Raw genomic sequence first — 2,800 nt, 5'->3', positions numbered from 1 at the left:
TTAGCATCACCGTATTTAGCAGGAGTTAATCGAATTATTTTTTCAAAATTCAAAATCTCGCCATAATAATTTAGAGGAACTTGACTTGATAACATTTTTTCATTACCAAAACCAAAATTATTAATACTGTCAACATACCAGTTTTTATTATTATTAACAAAAATGTTTTTATCATTAATAAAAGATATTGAAACAAATCCCAAATCTAAATCACTTATTTTTTCTATTTTTATACTGTTATCAAAATCATAAACAATTCCAAAACTATCATTTTTGGTATATACTTGAGAAATTTCTTCAACTGCTTTACAAATTGGACATTGTTTAGTTTTAGAAACTCGACCACATGTATTGCATTTAGTATTTATATCAATATTTTCAAAGAAAAAATCATCATCTTTAATAATATCTTTATATTTTTGCATTTTATTTCTACCTAAAAGACTTTTTAATTCAATAGCTTTATCAGTTTGAAATAATTCTAATTCTTTTTTATTCAATGGTATCATTGCATTAACAAAAGTAATATCTGCCTGGAAAAGTTCAAACAACGATTTTCTAATTCTTTTTGACAATTTTTCGACTCTTTGTTCAACCGTATTATTATAAGGTAAAAGAATCATCGATCCCCCACCAGTATTAAATAAAATATTACTTACCGTTAAACCAAACTCATTTAAAAAAGCATAAGATATGGCATTAGTGATTAAACCAACTAGAATTGATCTTCCTCTAAGTGCTTTGGCTAATCCTGGTTTAGTTCCACTTCCTTCAATAACTTGATAAATGAAGCTTTGAATTCCCGAAACATCAATTTCTAACATATAAAACATTTCATTTTCATAACATGTTTCATCATATAAACAACTTGCTATAGCTGACGTGATTTTTAAATGATCAAAAAGACTTACTGATGATTTTACATTACCATAAGTTGATGCTGGAACAGTTACTAAATAATGATTCATTAAATTATACATGTAATGATAAGAAATCGAATCAATTCTTTTTTTCAAAAAGATATTTTGATCTACTTCTTTGACAAACTGATTAAATAATTCTTTATATTCTTTAGAACTATCTTCAATACTCTTATGAACAAAATTACTAATAGGTGTATGCATTTCATTAAGAGTAGACAAAGCAAAGACAGCATTTTCATTTCGTTCCTTGCCAAAGTCAACTTCTCTTAATACCGAATACAATCTTGCAGTAATAAAACTACCTTTTCTATTATTAGTTTCCATATCATATTCTTCATCTTGACGATCAATTGCAGAAGCAATATGATCGGCTTTTTTGATAATATTCAAGAAATGATCTGTTTCATCATTATGATGATGTTCACTTGTTAATTTTTCAAATTCATTATTCATCCCTAAATATTTATTTAAAAATCTTGAAGTATATCCGCTATGTAGATGACTATGAAAATCACCTTGCTTATTATATTTAGTCACTTCTAATTCTTGTTCATTTAAATCTGATTTGATATATGTACGCTGATAGAACTTTCCAATATCATGAAGTAGTGCTCCATAAGCCACATCAATCAAACTATACTTTTCCATATTATCACCTATCTCATTTTATTTATTTCCTCTATTATATATGAGTTCATATCATCATACGAATTCCAATAACTGCTTGTACTAAAACCTAAACACGCTAAAACTTTTTTAATAATATTTACATAATCATCCATACTATTATCTAAATCACTTATTATATCTTTTTCACGAACACATGTGATTTGATGACTAGCAATATTTCTTTTTGCAACACGTAAATTATTTAATTGCTTCAAACATAAATTTAAATCAAAGTTATCCAATTTTTCATTTAATATTGTCAACATTTGATTTTCACTTAAAAAAGTATCACTATAGCGTTTATCTTTATAACGGTTATCAAGTATTTCAAGAAACTCTAGTCCAGTTGCATCTTTTTCTAACCCTTTTCTAGTAAGATACATAACTTTTCCTTTACGTTCACAGTAATTCAATATATCTATATTAAGGATATTTTTAAAAGTGTAAGCGCATACACCATATAAAAAAGGCGTTACCCCACGCACAAAATCCAACAATTCTCCTTTTTCTTTTTTTATCTTCAACCATAATCCATACTCAAAAAGTTTTGCTTTTTCATTATCTTGATAAGGTAAAAGATTACGGTTATGATCTTTTAATATTGCTTCACTATCTAAATTATAACGGTTCAATGCAAACTTTAATAAACTGATAAGATTTTTATCAATTCGATATCTATAACTCATTGCCATGTTATAAGCAGCTTCATAATCATACGAATTTATTAAATTTACCAACAATTCCTTTTGAATCTTAAAATTAAATTTATCATTAGCTGATAAATAAGTTCTATTTTCTTTTATTTCATTATCTTCATTTAATTCCCAAAAGAATTCCAAATCATAATTATTTAAATCGACATCCCTTTTATATCTACCTTTAGTAGGATCACTCACTTGAATCGGAGTAATTCGATATTTCGATAATGCTGCCAAAATCTGTAATGTTGCTTTCATAGCCGGTGTACCCGAAGATACATTACATAATATTTCTACTTCACTGCCTCTTTCTTGAATAATTTCATCCATAATATTTTCAAAATCATCATAAAAATCATCAAATTTTTGGACCTCAACTAATCCCGGTCTTTTTATCTTTTCTATTTCTATATTTATCCCTAAATGTTCATTTAATAAAAAAATAGATCTTTCATATCGATTATCCAGATCATCAAATTCACAAATTTCTTTTGACATATATAGATAAAT

Annotated in this window: 2 protein-coding genes; both read right to left on the bottom strand. The window is 26.4% G+C overall.

Annotation, left to right across the window (positions count from 1 at the left end; all coding sequences use genetic code 11):
* Positions 1–1,571, bottom strand: a 1,571-nt coding sequence (gene cas10, locus J7M77_RS02380) for a type III-A CRISPR-associated protein Cas10/Csm1 (RefSeq protein ID WP_296875586.1), incomplete at its 3' end; no start/stop codon positions are given.
* Positions 1,572–1,579: 8 nt separating this feature from the next.
* Positions 1,580–2,800 (bottom strand): hypothetical protein (locus J7M77_RS02375; RefSeq protein ID WP_296875584.1); only part of this gene is annotated, 1,221 nt, incomplete at its 5' end.

Origin of the sequence: Thomasclavelia sp., assembly GCF_017889095.1 — a bacterium.
Classification (GTDB): domain Bacteria; phylum Bacillota_I; class Bacilli_A; order Erysipelotrichales; family Coprobacillaceae; genus Thomasclavelia.
This window is presented reverse-complemented; position numbering and strand designations above follow the sequence as displayed.